Raw genomic sequence first — 19,345 nt, 5'->3', positions numbered from 1 at the left:
GATGGGCCCGCCAGCACAAAACCCGACGGACTCACGCGCGGTGTGAAGCTTGCGGCTCTCGACACAGGTATACTGCCGCCTTTCGCGGCTCGCTGACCGGGCCCGACTCTATGTGCATCACCCGGAGCTTTCATGACTTCCCCGACACAACCGCCGGTTGCCGACGCTTTGAGCGACGACCAGGCAGACCTGCCAGACAGCGTCGACTCCAGCGCAGACAGCGAAACCAAAACCGCGATCCCGGCGTTCAAGTTCCCGTTCAAACCAGGTGATCTGGCTGCCGCGAAGAACGCCAGTCAGCCCTGGTACAAGAATGGCGCGAAGAATGGTCATACCAAGACGCCTGGGGCGGCGCCTCCGGGTACGCGTCGTTCGATGGGCAAGCGCTAGGATTTGACTTGAGCGGTGCCTGATCTGCCGTCATCGCGAGCAGGCTCACTCCTACAGTTAACGTCACAGGTCACAGATTCTGTGTACGACGAAGAATCACTGTGGGGGCGAGCTTGCTCGCGATGGGCCATACCCGGCGACATCAATCCTGAATCAAGCCGCCCGCAACGAAATAAACGCATAGTTCACCGGTGCTTCAGTCACCAGTTGCGCACCCGCCGCCTGCACCTGCCCGGCAATGTCATCCCCCGACACATGAAACAGCCACTCACCCTCCGGCGCCGCCAGTGGTTGCGCTGACACTTGATCAATAACCGTGGCAAACGCGTTCATGTCCGGCAGATAAGCGGTAAACCCATCGCCCTTCAGCGCTGTCGTGCGAATCCCCAGCAACGCGCAAATCGCGTCCTTGGCCTGAATATCATCGCGATCCGCCTGGCGAGAACGCTGGATCAACTCCACCAGCTCCTGATCCACCACCTGACCGCCGATGATCAAATCCGGGCCCTGTTCCCATGACTCGGGCGGACAATCCTTGATCGCTGTGTTCAGCAGGATGTGCGGGTTGATTTCTGCCGGGTAGATACGGCACACCAGCGGTCGGCGCTCGTAGATGCGGCACAGGTTGTCTTCGTCAAGATTCCGGCAGCGACCGACGTTATAGGCGGCGAAGGTGATCGCCACGTACGCCTCGGACGCGCCGCTTCGAACCAGCACCGAACGGCGTTCGGCGTGTTCGCGTTGCTGCACCGGCAAGCCCAGGCCGTTACCCAGAAAACCCTCGACCAGCACGATCACTTGACCGCCATCGGCCGCCCACATGCGGGCTTCCGCCAGGGTCAGGGGAACGTGGTGGTCGGTGCAGCACTTGCCGCAACCTACGCAGGAAAACGTTGTGTTCATTGATCGCCGGGCCGCATGTGAGGGCAAGAAACGGCGACAGAATGTCACCGCACTGCTCAGCGATGAAGCAAGTTATGCGCCATTCACTGGGACTTGGCGGTCGGGTGAACGGAGTCCCACTCGGTCACATAGGCGGTTTTTGTCTTCTTGTTGTAGAGGCACAGCTCGGTGCCTTGCTGGCCTTTCATGTGTTTTTGCGGGTATTGGCCTTGCAGCAGGAGGGCGGTGTAGTCGACCCGGTCATCGAATTGCGCAGGGTTGCCGACGGGCTTGGCGTTTTTCAGGCCGCTGGCTTTGGTGCAACTGGTGAGGACGGCTTTGTCGTAGGCGGCCCAGGCGTCGGGGCTGGAGGCGTGGGCCTGGGAGGCGAGGGCGGTGAGGCAGAGGAAGGTCAGGGTGGCGGCTTTCATTGGTCGGGCATCCATTGGGTTTGTATGGCCGAGTATGCCTTAAGGTCTGATGATGCGGGTCAGACGGGAACCGGCTCCCGGCGGACCACATACATCCCGGCGCTTTCGTACAATCGCTGCGCCCGAAGGTTGTCTTCCAACACCTTCAAATCGACAAACCCTTCCCGACGTTGCTGAAACACGTGAAACGCCTGCAGCAACAAGGCGCGGCCCAGCCCGAGGCGTTGCGCCCGCGGGTGGACCACCAGGTTCTTGATGTAGGCGCTGGTCCAGCACTGGCATACACCGACGATGCCGTCGGCATCCAGCGCAATGAAACACAGGGCTGGATCGTATTCGGGATCGGTTTCAAACCGCTGCTGCCACACCTCCAGTATCGGGACGCGGCCGCCACCGTCCTGGTAACCCTGTTCCATCAAGTGATGAACGGCGACTGCCAATTCAGGGCGGTATTGGCTGAGGACGATGCCTTCAGGCCAGGTGATCACCGGCACAGCCTCGGCGAGGTTGCGCCGCATCAAATAGCAAAAGTGCTCGGCCACCTCTTAATGACCTTGTTCAGCGACAGCCCGGGCCGCCTCGATCAGGCATTTGGTCAGTTCGGGCGAAGAGAACTTGGTCAGCACCGCGTTGGCCCCGGCCAGACGCGCTTTCTCACTGTTCATCGCGCTGTCCAGCGATGTGTGCAGCAGCACATAAAGGTGCGAGAAGTCCGGCGTCTCGCGCAGGGTGCGGGTGAACGCGTAGCCGTCCATCTCCGACATTTCGATGTCCGAGACGATCAGGTTGATCTGCTGCGCCGTGCCTTGCAGGTCCAGCAGGCAGTCGATGGCTTCCTTGGCGCTGCGGGCGGTGTGGCATTGCAGGCCGAGGTTGCGCAGGGTATGCACGGATTGTTGCAGGGCGACCTGGCTGTCATCGACCACCAGAATGCGTGCGCTGCCCAGTACTTCAGCGTCTTCCATGCTCAGTTCGGTGGGGGCCGTTTCGATCTGTGCCGGGGCGATGCCGTGGATGACTTTTTCGATGTCCAGCACTTGCACCAGCGTGCCGTCGACCGAGGTCACGCCGGTGATGTACGAGCGCACGCCGCCGGAACCAAAGGGTGGCGGGCGGATGTCGGTGGTGAGGCAGTGGACGATCTTGCTCACGGCCTGAACATGCAGGCCCTGCTTGGAGCGACTGACGTCGGTGACGATCAGGCAGCCACCGTTCGGGTCTTCCAGCGGGCGTTCGCCGATGGCACGGCTCAGGTCGATTACTGACAACGAAGCGCCGCGCAGGGTGGCGATGCCTTTAACGTGAGGATGCGACTCCGGCAGCCGGGTCAGCGGCGGGCAGGGGATGATTTCGCTGACTTTGAGCAGGTTGATCGCCATCAGCTTGCCGCTGCGCAAGGTAAACAGCAAAAGCGAAAGTGAATCTGCGCGGGCTTTGGTGGTGGACATAAAAACCTTCTGTGGAAAAAGGTGATGGGCGAGTAAAAAGTCGCCAAAAACTATTGATGCCGGGTTATCGACTTGTTGGGGGCAGGCTTTAGGCTAAATACCCATTCCCGGCCCAACGGCGAACCCTGTGGCGAGGGAGCTTGCTCCCGCTGGAGTGCGAAGCACTCCCGATCAGGTGATGTGTGTTATCAGACTATCCGCATTTTCAGGTTTTGCGGCTGCTTCGCAGCCGAGCGGGAGCAAGCTCCCTCGCCACAGTGGGGGGGTTATTTCATCCCTAGGCGCTTGGCCATCCTCCCGAGGTTCGCCCGATCCAGGCCCAACTCGCGCGCCGCGCTTGCCCAGTTGTCGTGGTGCCGTTCCAGGCAAGCGCTGATCAATTGGCGCTGATAATTTTCGGTAGCCTCTCGCAAATCCCCCGACACCAATGCCATTGGGGCCGCCGCCGGTTGCTCGGCGACCACTTCGATGCGGCCATTGGGCAAATCCAGATCCGCCGCACTCAGGCTGAGAATCTTCGGTCGATCCTTGCAATTACCCAGCGCTTTAAGCGCGCTGCGACCAATCAAATGCTCCAGCTCCCGCACATTCCCCGGCCAGTTGTAGGCCAGCAAGGCCGCCTGGGCGTCGCTGTTCAAACGCAGGCTGTTGAGGCCCATGCGTGAACGATTTTGCTCCAGGAAGAAGCCGCTGAGCAGCAATACATCCCGCCCGCGATCGCGCAGTGCCGGGACTAACAACGGGTAAACGCTCAAGCGATGGTAGAAGTCGGCACGGTAGCGACCGTTGCGCACTTCTTCGGCCAGGTCACGGTTGGTCGCCGCGATCAGGCGCACGTCCACTGTGTGTTCCTTGTCCGAGCCGAGGCGCTGCAACTGGCCGCTTTGGAGGACGCGCAACAGCTTGGCCTGCACCGTCAGTGAGAGTTCACCGACCTCATCGAGAAACAGCGTGCCGCCATTGGCCAGTTCGAACTTGCCGCGACGATCATTCATCGCGCCGGTGAACGCGCCGCGCACATGGCCGAACAATTCGCTTTCGACCAAGGTGTCGGGCAGTGCCGCACAGTTGAGGCTGATGATCGGTTTGTCGGCGCGGGCAGAGGCGGCGTGAATCGCCTGCGCGACCAGTTCCTTGCCGACCCCGGTTTCGCCGGTGATCAGCACGGTCAGGTCGCTGCCACCCACCAGGTTGATCTCTTCCACCAAGCGTTTGTGGGACTTGCTCTGGCCGATCAACTCGCGGTTCTGCTGACCGCTGGCCTGACGGTAAACCTCGGCGCGCTGGTGCTCGTCTTCGACGCGGTTGGCCAGGCGCTCAATGCGCTCGGCAGCGTTGACTGTGGCCGCAGCGAGGCTGGCAAAGGCTTGCAGGGCATCCAGTTCGATCGGTTCGAATTGCTCCGGGTCGAGGGCGTCGAGGGTCAGCAAACCCCATGGGCGCTCGTCGATGAACAGCGGGCAACCCATGCAGTCATGGACTTCCAGATGATCGTCGAGACCCTCGACCAGTCCGTCGTAAGGGTCGGGCAAGTCGCTGTCGGCCGCAAAACGGGTCGGGCCGTGGCTGCTCAGCAAAGCCTCGAATCGCGGGTGCTCGCTGATTTTGAAGCGCCGGCCCAGGGTGTCCGTGCTCAAGCCATCGACGGCCAGCGGCACCAACCATTCGCCATCAAGGCGCAGCAGGGCCGCGGCATCGCAGGGGAGCAGGGCGCGCATGGCTTCGAGCAAGCGTCGATAACGCTCGCCTTCGGGCAGTTCGCGGGACAGGTCGGAGACCAGGGGCAGCAGGGCGGTGAGCAGGGATTTTGCAGTCATAGTGACTCCGTGTAGTCGACATGACTATAAAACAGTGTGTGTCGATATGACTACGATGTTCTTAAACTATTGATTTATATGGTTTTATTACTTGGCACGGAAACTGATAAGTCTAAGGAAATACACATCAAGCTCCGGAGTCGTCCTTATGCTGAGCGTTCAAGACCGTGCCATCGTCAAATCCACTGTACCGTTGCTGGAAAGCGGCGGCGAAGCGCTGATTACTCACTTCTACCGCATGATGCTCTCCGAATACCCGGAAGTCCGCCCGCTGTTCAACCAGGCCCACCAGGCCAGCGGTGATCAGCCGCGTGCGTTGGCCAACGGTGTCTTGATGTACGCACGGCACATCGACCAGCTCGACCAGTTGGGCGACCTGGTGGCCAAGATCATCAACAAGCACGTGGCCCTGCAAATCCTGCCGGAACACTATCCGATTGTCGGCACCTGCCTGCTGCGTGCCATCGCCGAAGTGCTGGGCGAAGAAATCGCCACCCCTGAAGTCATCGCGGCCTGGGGCGCTGCTTATGGGCAACTCGCCGAGATTCTGATCGGTGCCGAAACCAGCATCTACGATCAGAAGGAACAGGCGCCCGGCGGCTGGCGCGGGGCGCGGGAATTCATCGTCACGGCCAAGGTTGAAGAAAGCGCGGAAATCACCTCGTTCTACTTCGAACCTGCCGACAAAGGCCCGATTCTTGAGGCAGAGCCTGGCCAGTACATCGGCATGAAACTGATCCTCGACGGCGAAGAGATCCGTCGCAACTACTCACTGTCGGCGCTGGCAAACAAGGGCGAGTACCGCATCAGCGTCAAGCGTGAAACCGGTGGGCGGGCGTCCAACCATTTGCACGATCAGTTGCATGTCGGGGCGAGCATCCAGTTGTTCCCGCCATCAGGTGAATTCACCCTGACGGCCAGCGACAAACCGCTGGTGCTGATCAGCGGCGGTGTCGGCATTACTCCGACACTGGCGATGCTCGAAGCCGCGCTGGCCACCGAGCGCCCGGTGCATTTTATCCACTGCGCGCGTAACGGCAGCGTGCATGCCTTTCGCGACTGGATCGATGGGTTGGCTGAGCGTCATCCGCAACTCAAGCGCTTCTATTGCTACGCCGAGGATGACGGTGTGAGTCCGGCGGCGGACAAGGTCGGGTTGTTGAGCCGCGAGCAGTTGGGCGAGTGGTTGCCCGAGCAGCGTGACCTGGATGCTTATTTCCTGGGGCCTAAGGGGTTCATGGCGGCGATCAAGCGCCACCTCAAGGCGTTGGGGGTTCCGGAGAAGCAGAGCCGTTATGAGTTCTTTGGGCCGGCTTCGGCGTTGGAGTAACTGTATGTGGCGACTCGGGAGACCGAGTCGCCTTCTTCGCGAGCAGGCCGCACCACGGTCTCAATTCTTGATGACAGTCAGAAAAGTTAATCCCTTCTTAACCGGCCTATCGTTTATTCCCCCCAATCCACCGGCACGCGCCAGGCTCTCAAACCTCCGAGCCTGCGTGTAGACTGGCGGCAACTGCTATCTAAAAGGGAAACGCGATGAGCGAGGAAACAATGCGATTGGGGCGCGAACGGCGCTATCTGGTGTTACTGGGCATCATCTGCCTGGCGCTGATCGGCGGCGCGCTGTACATGCAAATTGTGTTGGGCGAGGCGCCATGCCCGCTGTGCATTCTCCAGCGCTATGCGTTGTTGTTTATCGCGGTGTTTGCCTTCATCGGCGCGGCCACGCGTACCCGTCGCAGCATTACCGTGTTCGAGACGCTGGTGGTCATCAGTGCCCTGGCAGGCACAGCGGTGGCCGGGCATCACGTCTACACCCAGTTCTACCCTGCGGTCAGTTGCGGCATCGATGTGCTGCAGCCGATTGTCGATGGTCTGCCGCTGGCGAAGATCTTCCCGCTGGGCTTCCAGGTGGATGGCTTCTGCTCCACGCCGTACCCGCCGATCCTCGGTCTGTCGCTGGCGCAATGGGCGCTGTTAGCGTTCGTGCTGATCGTGATTCTGGTGCCGTTGCTCACTTCGCGTAACCGTAAAGCGCTGCGCTGAGGCGGTTCGCCGCACTGCTGCGTCATCCATAAAAACGCCCCGGCCCTCGTTGAGGGGGCCGGGGCGTTTTGCATTTTCAGAGGCCAGGTAAAAAGACCTTGATGCGCGACAAGCAACGGTGCGGCACGTGTGCGACATGTTGTCACAGCGCGAGTGTCGCAAGGCATTTCAAGGGGCTGAATTGGCATGGGGGCGGGCAACAAAATTGGTCTGTTGCCGCGGCACATCATCTGACCCCGGAAATGCTGGAACAGGCAGTTTTAACAGGGTCTGGCAAATTGCCAAAGCCCTTGTCACATAGGGGGTTGAGCAGGGTAGGGGGAGGGCGCAGTCACCCCGAAGCTGTCTGAACTGCGCTCGGTAGACCTACTATTTTTAGTGTTTTTGTTGAGAATCAATTTCGATACCATGCCGGACTTTTGCGAAATCCGTTAATGATTGTTGCTGGAATGGATAAAAATTATTTCGGGATGAGACATGGTTTATGAATCGTTACATATCTACAATCGCCCGCACTGAATTCCCGGCACTGCTCATCATGAGCAGAAAGTAGGGCGTCGAGAGGCTTGAACGCCTCATGCGACTCCCAGGTGTCGGAGCCTTCCAACTATCCGCACCAAATGGAATTGGTCTGTAACAAGGCCTTTGACCACGAATTCGAATAAGAACTTACCGCTGTCCCAGGATTTGTCGAGCAGCGTCTGACGCGCGACGGGCGGCCCTTATTCAATCCAAGAAAAATGCCAACCCTTGGCAGGGTGAAGTGTTGGCGATCAAAACCCAACTGCATTGCGCAAGCTGCTTTAGAGGTCGTGAGATGAGTAAAAACAGGTACCCCAGACTACTAGGCTTATTGCCGCTGATTGGCACATTGTTGCTGTCAGGCTGCAACATGACCTTGCTCGATCCCAAGGGCCAGGTTGGCCTGGACGAGCGAAACCTGATCATCACCGCAACGCTGCTGATGCTTCTTGTCGTGGTACCGGTCATCGTCATGACCTTCCTGTTCGCCTGGAAATATCGCGCCTCCAACACCGACGCCGTCTACACGCCGAAGTGGTCGCACTCCACCAAGATTGAAATCGCGGTGTGGGCTATTCCAGTGCTGATCATCATTGCCCTGGGTTATGTCACCTACAAGTCGACCCACGCTCTGGACCCGTACAAACCACTGGAATCCGACGTCAAGCCGATCACCATTCAAGTGGTATCGATGGACTGGAAGTGGCTGTTCATCTATCCGGAACAAGGGATTGCCACGGTCAACAAGATCGTCTTCCCGGCCAACACGCCGATCAATTTCCAGATCACTTCCGACACCGTGATGAACTCGTTCTTCATTCCGGGCCTGGGCGGTCAGATCTACGCGATGGCGGGCATGCAGACCAAGCTGCACCTGATCGCCAACCAGAACGCTGAATTCGACGGGATCTCCGCCAACTACAGCGGCGCGGGTTTCACCGGCATGAAGTTCAAAGCAATCGCCACCTCTCAGGCGGACTTCGATGCCTGGGTCAGTGATGTCAAGAAGGCACCTAAACAGCTTGAAAAAGCTGAATACGAAGCCCTTTCCAAACCAAGCCAGAACAATCCAGTAGCGCTCTACTCCTCGTTCACGCCGAACCTGTTCCAGACCATCGTCGACAAGTACGAAGGCATGAAACCAGGTCCGAAAGTGGACCACGAGAAGAAAGAGAAAGAAGTGGCCCAGATGGAAGGGATGGACATGAGTTCGCATTCAGCTGCCGGGGCAGAGGAGTAAACGATGTTTGGTAAATTAAGTTGGGAAGCGGTCCCGTTCCACGAACCGATCGTGATGGTGACCATCGCCATGATCGCGCTCGGCGGTCTGGGCGTGTTCGCTGCAATCACCTATTTCAAGAAGTGGACCTACCTGTGGTCCGAATGGCTGACTTCGGTCGACCACAAGAAAATCGGCGTGATGTACATCATCGTCGCCATGGTCATGCTGCTGCGCGGTTTTGCCGACGCCATCATGATGCGTACCCAGTTGGCCCTGTCCACCGAAGGCTCGCCGGGCTACCTGCCGCCTGAGCACTATGACCAGATCTTCACCGCTCACGGTGTGATCATGATCATCTTCATGGCGATGCCATTCTTCACCGGCCTGATGAACCTTGCAGTGCCGCTGCAGATCGGCGCGCGTGACGTTGCCTACCCGTTCCTGAACTCCCTGAGCTTCTGGCTGCTGATGTCTGGCGTCGTGCTGGTGAACGTGTCCCTGGGTGTCGGCGAATTCGCCCGTACCGGTTGGGTGGCGTATCCACCGCTGTCGGAACTGGGCTACAGCCCTGGCGTGGGCGTGGACTACTACATCTGGGCGCTACAGCTATCCGGGCTAGGTACGACGTTAACCGGGGTCAACTTCCTGGCCACCGTGCTGAAAATGCGTACCCCGGGCATGAAACTGATGGACATGCCGATCTTCACCTGGACCTGCACCTGGGCCAACGTTCTGATCGTCGCTTCCTTCCCGATCCTGACCGCTACCCTGGCACTGCTGACGCTTGACCGTTACATGGATTTCCACATTTTCACCAATGAACTTGGTGGCAATCCGATGATGTACGTCAACCTGTTCTGGGCGTGGGGTCACCCCGAGGTTTACATCCTGATTCTGCCGGCGTTCGGGATCTTCTCCGAAGTCATCTCGGCGTTCTCCGGCAAGAAACTGTTCGGCCACCACTCGATGATCTACGCCTCGGGCGCGATCTCGATCCTGGGCTTCATGGTTTGGCTGCACCACTTCTTCACCATGGGTTCGGGTGCCAACGTCAACGCCTTCTTCGGTCTGGCGACGATGCTGATCTCGATCCCGACGGGGGTGAAGCTATTCAACTGGCTGTTCACCATCTACCAGGGCCGTCTGCGCATGACCAGCCAGGTTCTGTGGACCCTGGGCTTCATGGTGACCTTCGCGATCGGCGGCATGACCGGCGTACTGCTGGCCATTCCGGGTGCTGACTTTGTCCTGCACAACAGCCTGTTTGTAATTGCTCACTTCCACAACGTGATCATCGGCGGCGCCGTGTTCGGCTACATCGCTGGTTTCGGCTTCTACTTCCCTAAAGCGTTCGGCTTCAAGCTGCACGAAGGTTGGGGCAAGGCAGCATTCTGGTTCTGGATCTCGGGCTTCTTCGTCGCGTTCATGCCGCTCTATGCTCTGGGCTTCATGGGCATGACCCGTCGTCTGAACGCCACCACCAACCCTGAGTGGGTGCCGTACCTGTACGTGGCCATGTTCGGTGCGGTCATGATCGCCTGCGGTATCGCCTGCCAGTTGATCCAGCTCTACGTCAGTGTTCGTGACCGTAAGAAGCCGGAAAACATGTGCGAACACGGTGACCCGTGGAATGCCCACACGCTGGAATGGTCGACCTCGTCGCCACCACCGTTCTACAACTTTGCCGTACTGCCAAAAGCCGACTGCATCGACCCGTTCACTGAAGCCAAGGAAGACGGTACTGCGTACCAGACTCCGGTCAAGTACGAGCCGATCCACATGCCAAACAACACCGCGACCGGCCTGGTCATGGGTGCTCTGTTGACCGTGTTCGGTTTCGCGATGATCTGGCACATCTGGTGGATGGCCATCTTCGGCCTCGCCGGCGCCGTGATCTACTTCGTGATCCACGCTGCCCGTGATGACCAGGGCTACATGGTGCCGGTCGACGTGATCGAGCGCACCGAAGCCGAGCAGCGCAAACGTCTGGTAGCCGCAGGGAAAATCCCGGCCACTGCCACCCGTGTTGAAACCTCGTTGGAACAGGCTTAAACCATGTCGAACTTAGTGACCAATGCTGGACACACCCATGTCGATGGACATGGGCACGATGACCATCACCACGACTCGGGCGAGATGACCGTATTCGGTTTCTGGCTCTACCTGATGACCGACTGCATTCTGTTTGCGTCGATCTTCGCGGTGTACGCGGTACTGGTTAATAACGTAGCGGGTGGCCCGTCGGGCCACGACATCTTCGAGCTGCCATACGTGCTGGGCGAAACCGCCTGCCTGTTGTTCAGTTCGATCACCTACGGCTTCGCCATGCTGGCGTTGTTCAAGGGCAACAAGAAGGCGGTACTGGGCTGGTTGGCCATCACCTTCCTGTTCGGCCTGGGCTTCATCGGCATGGAGATCAACGAGTTCCACATGCTGATCTCCGAAGGCTACGGTCCTAACCGCAGCGGCTTCCTGTCCGGGTTCTTCACCCTGGTCGGCACCCACGGTCTGCACGTGACCAGCGGTCTGATCTGGATGGCGATCATGATGTATCAGGTCCAGAAAAACGGCCTGACGGCGACCAACAAGACCCGTCTGAGCTGCCTGAGCCTGTTCTGGCACTTCCTGGACGTGGTGTGGATCTGCGTATTCACCGTTGTTTACCTGATGGGGACCCTGTAATGGCTAATGCACACTCCCACGATGGCCACGGCCACGACGACAGCCACGGCAGCGTCAAGTCCTATGCCATCGGTTTCATCCTGTCGGTGATCCTGACGATCATTCCTTTCGGCCTGGTGATGTACCCGTCGCTGCCGAAAGCCATGACCCTGTGGATCGTACTGGCCTTCGCCGTGATCCAGGTGCTCGTGCACCTGGTGTACTTCCTCCACCTGGACCGCTCCGCTGCCCAGCGTAACAACGTGATCGCGTTTGTCTTCGCTGCATTGGTAATCGTCCTGTTGGTAGGCCTGTCGCTGTGGATCATGTTCAGCATCCACACCGTCATGATGGCGCACTGAGGAAAGTCCGGATGTCCTTTAAGCACTTTATCCAAATCACCAAACCGGGGATCATTTTCGGTAACGTGCTTTCTGTGGCAGGCGGATTTTTCCTGGCCTCGAAAGGGCATGTCGATCTGGCCATCTTCCTGGCCGCCATGATCGGCACGTCCCTGGTGGTGGCTTCCGGTTGCGTGTTCAACAACTGCATCGACCGCGACATCGACCTGAAGATGGAACGCACCAAGAACCGCGTGCTGGTCCAGGGCTTGATTTCCCTGAAACTGGCCCTGGCCTTTGCGACCGTCCTGGGTGTTGCCGGCGTTGCGTTGTTGTACAAGGTGGCTAACCCGTTGGCCGCGCTGTTCGCCGTGATCGGTTTCGTCATCTACGTCGGCTTCTACAGCCTGTACCTCAAGCGCAAGTCGGTTCACGGCACGCTGGTGGGCAGTCTGTCGGGCGCCATGCCGCCGGTGATTGGCTACGTCGCTGTGACCAACAGCTTCGACATGGCCGCACTGACGTTGCTGGTGATGTTCAGCCTGTGGCAGATGCCGCATTCCTACGCCATCGCGATTTTCCGCTTCAACGATTACCTGGCCGCATCGATTCCGGTGCTGCCAGTGAAGCGCGGAATCCAGGTGGCCAAGAAGCACATCCTGATCTACATCCTGGCCTTCCTTGTGGCGACCTTGATGCTGACCTTCAGCGGCTACGCCGGCATGAGCTACCTCGCCGTCGCCGCGGCCATGGGCATGTACTGGTTGTACATGGCCTGGACCGGTTACAAGGCAGTGGATGACACGGTCTGGGCACGCAAGCTGTTCGTGTTCTCGATCTTCACCATTACCGCGTTGAGCGTGATGATGTCCCTGGACTTCAAAGTGCCGACCGAGCTGCTGCTGACGTACGCGCCTTAAGCGTCGGATGCTGTAAACAAAAGCCCCGCCTTCGAGAGAAGTGCGGGGCTTTTTGTTGCTGCATTGATGCGTTGATCGTGTTCCTGGTTAGATAACCACCTGTCAGCTTTGACAGTAGATAGGTACGGTGGGGCGGAGTATTTTTTAAAGGAGGGTATTTACAAATCACATGGAAAGCTGAGGTGTTGATATGAAATATAAACAACTTTATGAATTCATAAATACGGACGGCGCCGGGAAACCAGAAGTTGTAATGTCTCGTTATGACGAAGGAAATTACAGCCTGGATAATCCAAATACCAGGATTACAATATATTCTTCCAATGATGATTGGAAGTATGACATCACTTCCGCTACGAACGATGCGGATGGAGATGGTGATCATGATGAAGACGACCAATCCTACTACATGATCGCAGCCAGGCTGGTGGCAGAGATGGCCACCCTAAGTCCAATGGATGAGAGTAATAGACTGTTTGATCGGGTTTTGATTGCATTTTCTGATCATAGTGAGCAAGACGTCAATATTATGCATTACAAAAAAGGTAATAGAGATCTCAAAAATCCTGATTTTATTGTTAAGGCGTCAAATCGCGATTCGTATGGAAGATATCGAACTGTCATAGATACAATAGATGCGGACGGTGATAAGGATATTGATAAAGATGATGAGTTGATATATAGAAACTTGGCGACGTCTTTTTCATCAATGGAGAACTTGTTGCCATAATATAAAGCAAAGCCCCGCCTTCGAGAGAAGAGCGGGGCTTTTTGTTGGGGCTTTTCTGGTGGGCCGCGACTCGGTTTATCAGAAAAACTCAGCTATCAAGCAATCGCAAAAACCCCTCCCGCACCTGCGGGCTATCGCTGTGCGCGACGTTGAAGCGCAGGAAGCTGTTGGCATCAGCCGCTTTGCTCAACAACGTGCCGGGTGCCAGGACGAGGTCGTTTTCAAGGCCTTTACTGGCCAGCGTCTCGGCGTGCAATCCTTCGGGCAAACGGTTCCAGATGAACAGGCCTTCGCCCGGCAGCGAAGACACCGAGCATCCGGCCTCTACCAGCCAGCGCGCCACGCGGCTGCTCGATTCGTAGAGGCGATCGACGGTGCGGCGGGTGTGTTTGGCGTAAGTGCCGTTGGTGAGCATCGTGCAGATAATTTGTTCCGCCAACTCTGAAGTCACGCCGCCGCAGCTCATCTTCAAGCGGATCAACCGTGCGGCCAGTTGCGGCGAGAGCACTGCGTAGCTGACCCGGCTATTGGCCGTCAGGGTCTTGGAGAAACCGGACACGTAACTGACATTGTCGAGCCCGCTGGCGGCCAGGCGCGGGGTGCGTCGTTGCTGGAGATCGCCGTACAGGTCATCTTCAACAATGTGAAAACCGTAGCGGTGACTCAACTCCAGCAGGCGATACACCTGCGCCGCCGAAAACGAGTGCCCGGTCGGGTTATGCAAGGTGCTGTTGGTCATATAGAGCACGGGGCGGTGGACGATCAGCAGGTGCTCGAACGTCTCCAGATCCAGCCCGCTGCAATCGCGGGGAACGGTGAGGACCTTGGCGCCGTGCAACGCCAGATTGGTGTGCAGGTTGAAGTAGCACGGATCGTCGAGCAGCACCGTATCGCCGGGTTTTATCAACAGGCGCATCAGTTGGTCGATGGCCTGCATGGTGTTGGCGGTGGTGATGATTTGTTCCACCGGCACTTCGATGCCGAAGCCCGACAACTTGACCCGCAATGCCTCGCGCAGCGGCCGGTAACCGCCGACCTCACCGTATTCGCCCATGCGCAGCGATGTCGCACGAAGGGTGCCGCGCACGGCTTTGAGCAGTTCATCCGCCGGTAACCACGAGCCGGGTAGAAATCCACAACCGGGACGTAGAGCGTCGTTATCCACAAGAATCGCACGGCGGACACGGCTGAGGGTGTCTTGCGGTTGCAGGTCTGGGGCAGTAGCGGTTGGGGGCTGAGTGCTTGCCCGGTGGACGTAATGCCCCGAGCCCTGGCGTGAGACCACCAGTCCCTTGGCCCGCAATCGGTCGAGGGCGTCCACCACGGTGGATTTTCCGACGTTCATCAATTCGGAGAGTTCGCGAATCGGCGGCAACTTGGCCCCGTGCGGCAGGCCTCCCTGGCTGATGGCTTCGGACAGCTGATCGACAATCTGCTGCACCAGCGGCACCCCCGGCTGGAACTCGATGGCGGCGATCACAGCGCGTTGAGCCTGCATTTTACTGGTCTCCCTGGCAGTAAAGTTCGCTGGATTCTATACGAACTTGCCCTGATCAAGAGAAGCGTCTGTCTCTACCATCAAAATCGCGTTTGTATGGTGGATCAAGAGGGCTCAGTAGATGATTAGGCAAACAACCCGCGACGAACGTTTCCTCGAGATGGCGAAAGAGCATGGCTTCGATATCTACGACGAGAACGCGGCCGGGGGGCATTACGCGCCACTGCTTCGGCATGTCGATGAGCTGTATGTCAGTGGCCTGGTGCCGCGCATGAACGGCAAAATCCAGTACCCGGGCCGGGTGGGCCTGGAGCTTAATTTGGCCGATGCCCAAGAGGCCGCGAGCATCAGCGCGATACGCGGTCTGGCATTGATCCGCGAGGCCGTCGGCTCACTGGATAACGTCAAGGCCCTGCTTCGTGTCACCGTTTATGTGAAATCCACGTTCGATTTCGTCGACCTCAGTGAGGTGGCCAACGGCGCGTCGGATGTCTTCACCCAAGTGTTGGGCGATGCTGGCAAACATACGCGCACGACGGTCGGTGTTTATCAGTTGCCGAAAAACGCGCCGGTGGAAGTGGACATGATTGCGGCGCTGCATCCTTCGATTTCCTGATTTTTGCAGGCAATAAAAAGCCCCGCTGCAAGGGCGGGGCTTTTGGGTTGGGCCGTGTTACTGCGCGGCGATGCTGTAGCCGTCGAATGCGGTTTGCTGCTGCAGAGCGGTGATGATGTTCTTGCGGTTGACCGCTTGTTCCACACCGGCGTTATCCAGGAACGTCTCGCTTTCAATCACGGCGTCGTCGCCTTCGCCGACGAAGGTAAAGCCGAGGAACTCCAACGCTTTGCGGTCAACGTTCAGGCTTGAACGCGGGGTGCGCAGTGGCAGGGTGACGTTGATGCCGTCCTTGCTGATGGTGAACACTTCGAGGTCTTTCTTGGCGCGAGCCACTTTGCTTTTGCCACTGCTTGGGTTGCTGATGGCCTGGTGAGTCTGGTTCAACACTTTCAGCGCGAGGCCGTAGACGATTTCCTGAAACGCCGGGTCATCCTTGAAGCTGGAGAGAATCCGGCTGATCGGGAATTTGCTGCTCAGGTCTTCGAGAGCGGCAATGTCGGCCGCTTCCGCGTCCTTGAGTTGTTTGAGTTCGCCCATCAGTTCATAGGCTTTATCGTCGTCGAAGCTGTCGTGTGCCTGGCGAATTGCGGCGCGCAGTTCGCGGATCTGGTCGCTTTCCCGGGTGGATTGAAAAGCGTCCAGGACCATCTCGCTGATGGTCTTGGCCTGAGGCACATGCTGTGAAAGATTGATGGAGTTTTCGTATTCCGCTTTGGACGACAGGGTGACTACGGATTCAGCGGTGTTGGAATCGGACATTGAAATTTCACTACTTCTTTTAACTTGAATTGAGGCGAGAAAGCACAGGGCCTTTTCAGGTCGCCTAATCTATTGGACCCACGCCGAGTTGTCACGGATGAACAGGCGGTTGGTCATGATTTTTGCGAGAAGGCCTCAGTCGATGGCCATTTGCGGTCGTTGTGACTGAAGCGCTGATAGCGCCCGATAAAACTGCAAAGAGCGACCACTGATCAATCCGCAGACAAACCCGGATGCGGAGGCCTTGAGCAGTAACATCTCAAGCGTGGTGGCCTGTTCCGGGTGAACATCATCCTGGTAGCCGAAGTAGTAGTTCACGGCAAAAAACAGCAGGTAGAGCACCAGGGTTTTCGCTGTTCCCGGCACGACCAGTCCGGTTTTCGGCTTATTGAGTTCGACGCCTCTGCTTTGGAAAAGCACCAGCGCAGCCAGACCTCCCAGAACAACGGCGATCAACCAGCAACCGAGGGAGGCGGTGGGGTTCAACGACAGGTTCAGTGAATAGAGCGACCAGCCGAGCAAGATCGGCGGAGTCACGCGTAGCGAGGTTTTGCTTTCCTCAGTCGGGGATAGCGCTTTGATTCCGTAGTAGCAGAGCACCAGGAATACCGCATAAACCCACAGCGGGGTGTGTTGCAGGGTATTGAGCATCACGCAGCGTCCATGCCGAAAAACAAGTGCCGGGATAATAGTCGTTACCGGAGCAGGTGCGGTCGGCTATTTCCCCATCGAATTCAGGTTCATCGAGTGAACCGCCCATTGTTCCGCCGTTTGCTGATCCACCGGCAAGGAGAAGCGGAAGGTCGCGCCTCGTCCGGGCAGATCGATCAGCTGGATCTCACGTCCGTGTAACTGCAGGATCCGATGCACGATGCGCAGCCCCAACCCGCCATCGCGCCGTGCACCGCCAATGTTGAAGGGACGCAGGAACAGGCCTTCGCGCAGCGGCGCAGCGATGCCGGGGCCGGTGTCGCTGACCGTGACTTCTATAAATGGCCCCTGAGGGCGCAGGCTCAGCTCGATTTCTCCGCCTTGAGGGGTGTTGCGCAGGGCATTGTCGAACAGGTTGGTCAGCACGCGCTCGATCAATCCCAGGTCGGCGCAGGCGGCGGAAACGTTAGGGGCGAAAGTGGCCTTCAGTTCGATCTGGCGCGCTTCGGCGGTCAGTTCGAATTTCTGGAAAATGTCCTGCACCAGATCGGTCAGTGAGAAGCGCTCCAGCACCGGTTGCACAAAACCGTGTTCCAGCCTGACCAGTTCCAGCAGCGATTGCGCCAGGCCTCCCACCTTGCGGCTTTGATCGAGGGCGATGCCCAGATAGCGACGCCGGTCGACGGGGGATAACGTGGCGTCCTTGAGCGACAGGGTTTCCAGGTATCCATGCAGCGAGGCCAGTGGTGTTCGCAGGTCATGGGAAATGTTCGCCACCAGTTCGCGGCGTTCCTGGTCTTGACGCGTCAGCGAGCGCCACTGTTCACTGAGGCGGGTTTGCATCTGCCGGAAGGCGGCGTCCAGCACGGCGATTTCATCGTGACTGGCGGCTTTTTCCATCGGCTCGGAGGTGGGCGGTGTGGAGGGCACGCCGTCGATGTCGAACTGACTGACTCTTTCGGTCAAGCGCCGCAGCGGTCGGGTAATCAGGGCAAATGCCGTCAGACCGGCAATCAGGCACAGCAATGCCACCAGACCGATGGACAACAGGGCGGTATTGAGTGCGGCGCTGGTGGCACCGCGTTCGGCGAAGCGGTCGTGTTCTTCGCTGAGCAGTACCACATACAGGTAACCGGCGGGCTGGCCGTTGACCTGCAATGGCGCAGCGCTGAACACCTTGCGCCCGTCGGCGCTGCGCGGGTCATCACCGAGAATCGGCAGGGCATCGCCTTTGAGCAGGCGCTGGACGGGGGCCAGATCGATCCGCTCCCGACGTATCCGTCCCTCCGGTGCGGCGCTTCCGACAATCTTGCCCTCGGTGTCCAGCAGATAAACCTCAACGCTGGGATTGACCTGCATGAGTTTGCTGAACAGTTCACGAATGGCATTGGGCATCAAGCCGCTGCTGTCCATCAGCACCGTGTCATGGGCGATGTGTTGCGCCAGATCGCGCGACAGCCCCTGCACTACTTCCAGCTCATGCATCTTGTTGGAGCGCACCTGCATCCAGGCCGATGTGCCGCAGCACACCAGCAAGAGAATGGCGAACACCAGGGACAGGCGTTGTGTCAGGGTCAGCCTCATGGCTGCTCCTCCTTGACGGCGAATTTGTAGCCACGCCCCCACACCGTGAGGATGCGCGCGGGCAGCGCCGGATCGGTTTCGATCTTGGCCCGCAGACGATTGATGTGGGTGTTCACCGTGTGTTCGTAACCTTCATGGCTGTAACCCCAGACCGCATTGAGCAAATCCATGCGCGAGAAGACTTTGCCGGGTTGGCGGACGAAGAAATACAGCAGGTCGAATTCCCGTGGCGTGAGGTCCAGGCGACGACCGTCGAGCGAAACGTCGCGGGTGATCGGGTCGATGGACAAGCCGTCCGTCATCAGGCTGCCCGAGTCCATCTTCAGGTTGCGGGCCATGGCGTCGACCCTGCGTAGCAGCGCTTTGACCCGGGCGACCAGTTCCAGCATCGAAAAAGGTTTGGCGAGGTAATCGTCGGCGCCGAGTTCCAGCCCCAGGATCCGGTGCATTTCGCTGGAGCGTGCGCTGGTGATGATGATCGGGGTGTAGCGGGCCATCGCCCGTGCCCGACGGCAGATTTCCAGGCCATCGACACCGGGCAGCATCAGGTCGAGGATCAACGCGTCCCAGCTTCCTTGCTGCAACAGGCGCATGCCTTCGTCACCGTCGGCGCAGTGCACCACCTCGAACTGCTCATCGCGAAGATGCAGGCAGATAAGGTCGGCGATGTGCAGGTCGTCCTCGACCACCAGGACGCGTTTGGTCTGTTCCATAAAGCTCAATCCTTTGTAGCGCAATGGGCACATTGTGCGGGTTTTCCTCAGTCCGAGTTATCACGAATTGTTTAACTGCTCGTGAGGATTTGGCGATCAACCCAAGCCTAG

Annotated in this window: 20 protein-coding genes; 10 read left to right on the top strand and 10 right to left on the bottom strand. The window is 58.4% G+C overall.

The window, feature by feature from the left end:
• Positions 1-132: 132 nt before the first annotated feature.
• Positions 133-390, top strand: a complete 258-nt coding sequence (locus tag H8F22_RS20370; protein ID WP_027922701.1) for a hypothetical protein — start codon at positions 133-135, stop codon at positions 388-390.
• A gap of 153 nt (positions 391-543) precedes the next feature.
• Here the strand turns inward: H8F22_RS20370 and H8F22_RS20365 are convergent, their stop codons facing one another.
• The 5 genes from H8F22_RS20365 to norR form a co-directional block, all read right to left on the bottom strand.
• Positions 544-1,293, bottom strand: coding sequence for a YkgJ family cysteine cluster protein (locus tag H8F22_RS20365; RefSeq protein WP_027922702.1), 750 nt, complete (start codon positions 1,291-1,293; stop codon positions 544-546).
• A gap of 83 nt (positions 1,294-1,376) precedes the next feature.
• The gene (locus H8F22_RS20360) at positions 1,377-1,703 is read right to left on the bottom strand and encodes a hypothetical protein (protein WP_027922703.1); all 327 of its coding nucleotides are present in this window, start codon (positions 1,701-1,703) and stop codon (positions 1,377-1,379) included.
• A gap of 59 nt (positions 1,704-1,762) precedes the next feature.
• Positions 1,763-2,221, bottom strand: coding sequence for a GNAT family N-acetyltransferase (locus H8F22_RS20355; RefSeq protein WP_027922704.1), 459 nt, complete (start codon positions 2,219-2,221; stop codon positions 1,763-1,765).
• Positions 2,222-2,248: 27 nt separating this feature from the next.
• Positions 2,249-3,151 carry a chemotaxis protein CheV gene (locus tag H8F22_RS20350; RefSeq protein WP_194940610.1) on the bottom strand — a complete coding sequence of 301 codons (903 nt, stop codon included), beginning with the start codon at positions 3,149-3,151 and terminating at the stop codon, positions 2,249-2,251.
• A 266-nt stretch (positions 3,152-3,417) separates the two neighbouring features.
• Positions 3,418-4,968 (bottom strand): nitric oxide reductase transcriptional regulator NorR, encoded by a 1,551-nt coding sequence (gene norR, locus H8F22_RS20345; RefSeq protein ID WP_194940609.1) that lies wholly within the window; start codon positions 4,966-4,968, stop codon positions 3,418-3,420.
• A gap of 148 nt (positions 4,969-5,116) precedes the next feature.
• Between norR and hmpA the strand changes: the two genes are divergently transcribed.
• The 8 genes from hmpA (at position 5,117) to H8F22_RS20305 (ending at position 13,410) form a co-directional block, all read left to right on the top strand.
• Positions 5,117-6,298 (top strand): NO-inducible flavohemoprotein, encoded by a 1,182-nt coding sequence (gene hmpA / locus H8F22_RS20340; protein WP_059182187.1) that lies wholly within the window; start codon positions 5,117-5,119, stop codon positions 6,296-6,298.
• A 206-nt stretch (positions 6,299-6,504) separates the two neighbouring features.
• On the top strand, positions 6,505-7,014 hold the full coding sequence (locus H8F22_RS20335) for a disulfide bond formation protein B (RefSeq protein WP_027922708.1): 510 nt from the start codon (positions 6,505-6,507) through the stop codon (positions 7,012-7,014).
• Positions 7,015-7,831: 817 nt separating this feature from the next.
• A complete protein-coding gene (cyoA, locus tag H8F22_RS20330) occupies positions 7,832-8,776 on the top strand; it encodes a ubiquinol oxidase subunit II (RefSeq protein ID WP_027922709.1) in 945 nt (314 codons plus the stop codon).
• Positions 8,777-8,779: 3 nt separating this feature from the next.
• A complete protein-coding gene (gene cyoB / locus H8F22_RS20325; RefSeq protein WP_027922710.1) occupies positions 8,780-10,810 on the top strand; it encodes a cytochrome o ubiquinol oxidase subunit I in 2,031 nt (676 codons plus the stop codon).
• Positions 10,811-10,813: 3 nt separating this feature from the next.
• Entirely contained in the window at positions 10,814-11,440 is a 627-nt protein-coding gene (locus H8F22_RS20320) for a cytochrome o ubiquinol oxidase subunit III (RefSeq protein WP_027922711.1), read from the top strand.
• Positions 11,440-11,781, top strand: a complete 342-nt coding sequence (gene cyoD, locus H8F22_RS20315) for a cytochrome o ubiquinol oxidase subunit IV (RefSeq protein WP_027922712.1) — start codon at positions 11,440-11,442, stop codon at positions 11,779-11,781. The genes H8F22_RS20320 and cyoD overlap by 1 nt, the downstream gene beginning before the upstream one ends.
• 11 nt (positions 11,782-11,792) lie before the next feature.
• Positions 11,793-12,680: a heme o synthase gene (gene cyoE / locus H8F22_RS20310; RefSeq protein WP_027922713.1), complete on the top strand. Its 888-nt coding sequence runs from the start codon at positions 11,793-11,795 to the stop codon at positions 12,678-12,680.
• Between the two features lie 190 nt (positions 12,681-12,870).
• Positions 12,871-13,410, top strand: coding sequence for a hypothetical protein (locus H8F22_RS20305; RefSeq protein WP_194940608.1), 540 nt, complete (start codon positions 12,871-12,873; stop codon positions 13,408-13,410).
• A gap of 88 nt (positions 13,411-13,498) precedes the next feature.
• Here the strand turns inward: H8F22_RS20305 and H8F22_RS20300 are convergent, their stop codons facing one another.
• On the bottom strand, positions 13,499-14,908 hold the full coding sequence (locus tag H8F22_RS20300) for an aminotransferase-like domain-containing protein (RefSeq protein ID WP_194940607.1): 1,410 nt from the start codon (positions 14,906-14,908) through the stop codon (positions 13,499-13,501).
• 121 nt (positions 14,909-15,029) lie between these two features.
• Between H8F22_RS20300 and H8F22_RS20295 the strand changes: the two genes are divergently transcribed.
• Positions 15,030-15,524, top strand: a complete 495-nt coding sequence (locus H8F22_RS20295) for a RidA family protein (protein WP_027922715.1) — start codon at positions 15,030-15,032, stop codon at positions 15,522-15,524.
• A gap of 57 nt (positions 15,525-15,581) precedes the next feature.
• Here the strand turns inward: H8F22_RS20295 and H8F22_RS20290 are convergent, their stop codons facing one another.
• The 4 genes from H8F22_RS20290 to H8F22_RS20275 all read right to left on the bottom strand — a co-directional run bounded on the left by H8F22_RS20290 (position 15,582) and on the right by H8F22_RS20275 (position 19,234).
• Positions 15,582-16,286 (bottom strand): hypothetical protein, encoded by a 705-nt coding sequence (locus H8F22_RS20290; RefSeq protein ID WP_109787539.1) that lies wholly within the window; start codon positions 16,284-16,286, stop codon positions 15,582-15,584.
• 135 nt (positions 16,287-16,421) lie between these two features.
• Complete coding sequence (locus H8F22_RS20285; protein WP_194940606.1) at positions 16,422-16,937, bottom strand: hypothetical protein; 516 nt, start codon at positions 16,935-16,937, stop codon at positions 16,422-16,424.
• A gap of 66 nt (positions 16,938-17,003) precedes the next feature.
• Positions 17,004-18,521 carry a sensor histidine kinase gene (locus H8F22_RS20280; protein ID WP_027922718.1) on the bottom strand — a complete coding sequence of 506 codons (1,518 nt, stop codon included), beginning with the start codon at positions 18,519-18,521 and terminating at the stop codon, positions 17,004-17,006.
• Positions 18,518-19,234, bottom strand: coding sequence for a response regulator transcription factor (locus H8F22_RS20275; protein WP_027922719.1), 717 nt, complete (start codon positions 19,232-19,234; stop codon positions 18,518-18,520). Before H8F22_RS20275 ends, H8F22_RS20280 begins: the two co-directional genes overlap by 4 nt.
• Positions 19,235-19,345: the final 111 nt, after the last annotated feature.

It is taken from the genome of Pseudomonas mucoides, assembly GCF_015461845.1.
In the GTDB taxonomy this organism is placed as follows: domain Bacteria; phylum Pseudomonadota; class Gammaproteobacteria; order Pseudomonadales; family Pseudomonadaceae; genus Aquipseudomonas; species Aquipseudomonas mucoides.
Note: the sequence above shows the minus strand (reverse complement) of the source record. Positions and strands in the feature narration are given on the sequence as shown.

What these genes read in the sequence shown, in the direction of transcription:
- H8F22_RS20360 (WP_027922703.1), bottom strand. Translation starts at nt 1,703, where the DNA reads ATGAAAGCCGCCACCCTGACCTTCCTCTGCCTCACCGCCCTCGCCTCC.
- H8F22_RS20350 (WP_194940610.1), bottom strand. Translation starts at nt 3,151, where the DNA reads ATGTCCACCACCAAAGCCCGCGCAGATTCACTTTCGCTTTTGCTGTTT.
- H8F22_RS20320 (WP_027922711.1), top strand. Translation starts at nt 10,814, where the DNA reads ATGTCGAACTTAGTGACCAATGCTGGACACACCCATGTCGATGGACAT.
- cyoA (WP_027922709.1), top strand. Translation starts at nt 7,832, where the DNA reads ATGAGTAAAAACAGGTACCCCAGACTACTAGGCTTATTGCCGCTGATT.
- H8F22_RS20285 (WP_194940606.1), bottom strand. Translation starts at nt 16,937, where the DNA reads ATGCTCAATACCCTGCAACACACCCCGCTGTGGGTTTATGCGGTATTC.
- H8F22_RS20305 (WP_194940608.1), top strand. Translation starts at nt 12,871, where the DNA reads ATGAAATATAAACAACTTTATGAATTCATAAATACGGACGGCGCCGGG.
- H8F22_RS20300 (WP_194940607.1), bottom strand. Translation starts at nt 14,908, where the DNA reads ATGCAGGCTCAACGCGCTGTGATCGCCGCCATCGAGTTCCAGCCGGGG.
- H8F22_RS20365 (WP_027922702.1), bottom strand. Translation starts at nt 1,293, where the DNA reads ATGAACACAACGTTTTCCTGCGTAGGTTGCGGCAAGTGCTGCACCGAC.
- cyoB (WP_027922710.1), top strand. Translation starts at nt 8,780, where the DNA reads ATGTTTGGTAAATTAAGTTGGGAAGCGGTCCCGTTCCACGAACCGATC.
- norR (WP_194940609.1), bottom strand. Translation starts at nt 4,968, where the DNA reads ATGACTGCAAAATCCCTGCTCACCGCCCTGCTGCCCCTGGTCTCCGAC.
- hmpA (WP_059182187.1), top strand. Translation starts at nt 5,117, where the DNA reads ATGCTGAGCGTTCAAGACCGTGCCATCGTCAAATCCACTGTACCGTTG.
- H8F22_RS20335 (WP_027922708.1), top strand. Translation starts at nt 6,505, where the DNA reads ATGAGCGAGGAAACAATGCGATTGGGGCGCGAACGGCGCTATCTGGTG.
- H8F22_RS20295 (WP_027922715.1), top strand. Translation starts at nt 15,030, where the DNA reads ATGATTAGGCAAACAACCCGCGACGAACGTTTCCTCGAGATGGCGAAA.
- H8F22_RS20280 (WP_027922718.1), bottom strand. Translation starts at nt 18,521, where the DNA reads ATGAGGCTGACCCTGACACAACGCCTGTCCCTGGTGTTCGCCATTCTC.
- H8F22_RS20370 (WP_027922701.1), top strand. Translation starts at nt 133, where the DNA reads ATGACTTCCCCGACACAACCGCCGGTTGCCGACGCTTTGAGCGACGAC.
- cyoD (WP_027922712.1), top strand. Translation starts at nt 11,440, where the DNA reads ATGGCTAATGCACACTCCCACGATGGCCACGGCCACGACGACAGCCAC.
- H8F22_RS20275 (WP_027922719.1), bottom strand. Translation starts at nt 19,234, where the DNA reads ATGGAACAGACCAAACGCGTCCTGGTGGTCGAGGACGACCTGCACATC.
- H8F22_RS20290 (WP_109787539.1), bottom strand. Translation starts at nt 16,286, where the DNA reads ATGTCCGATTCCAACACCGCTGAATCCGTAGTCACCCTGTCGTCCAAA.
- H8F22_RS20355 (WP_027922704.1), bottom strand. Translation starts at nt 2,221, where the DNA reads ATGCGGCGCAACCTCGCCGAGGCTGTGCCGGTGATCACCTGGCCTGAA.
- cyoE (WP_027922713.1), top strand. Translation starts at nt 11,793, where the DNA reads ATGTCCTTTAAGCACTTTATCCAAATCACCAAACCGGGGATCATTTTC.